At 38.3% G+C, this 274-nt stretch carries 1 protein-coding gene; it reads left to right on the top strand.

Annotated elements, in window-relative coordinates; genetic code table 11:
• On the top strand, positions 1 to 274 hold a 274-nt coding region (locus SB749_RS19380), incomplete at both ends, for an MASE1 domain-containing protein (RefSeq protein WP_410711740.1).

A 274-nucleotide genomic window follows, 5' to 3' on the forward strand; every position in this document is an offset into this window, starting at 1 on the left:
CCCTTAATTTATCTTCTTTAAAACTTAGTATTCAAAGCTTGGTGATTGGTGGGCCGCTATGTTGTGTCATAGCTGCTGGAGCAGGAACTAGTCTACTTGTTTTAAATCATTTTATTAGCACATCTGATGTCATCAGTACCTTTATTACTTGGTGGATAGGTGACTCAATTGGGGTGCTGATTTTTACCCCGTTAGTACTGGCTATATTTAACTATTCGCAGTTGCGTCATCGGCTACAAGTTATTTTACCTGCGTTACTTATTTACGCCATTAT

Source organism: Brevibacterium sp. SIMBA_078 (genome assembly GCF_046534565.1).
In the GTDB taxonomy this organism is placed as follows: domain Bacteria; phylum Actinomycetota; class Actinomycetes; order Actinomycetales; family Brevibacteriaceae; genus Brevibacterium.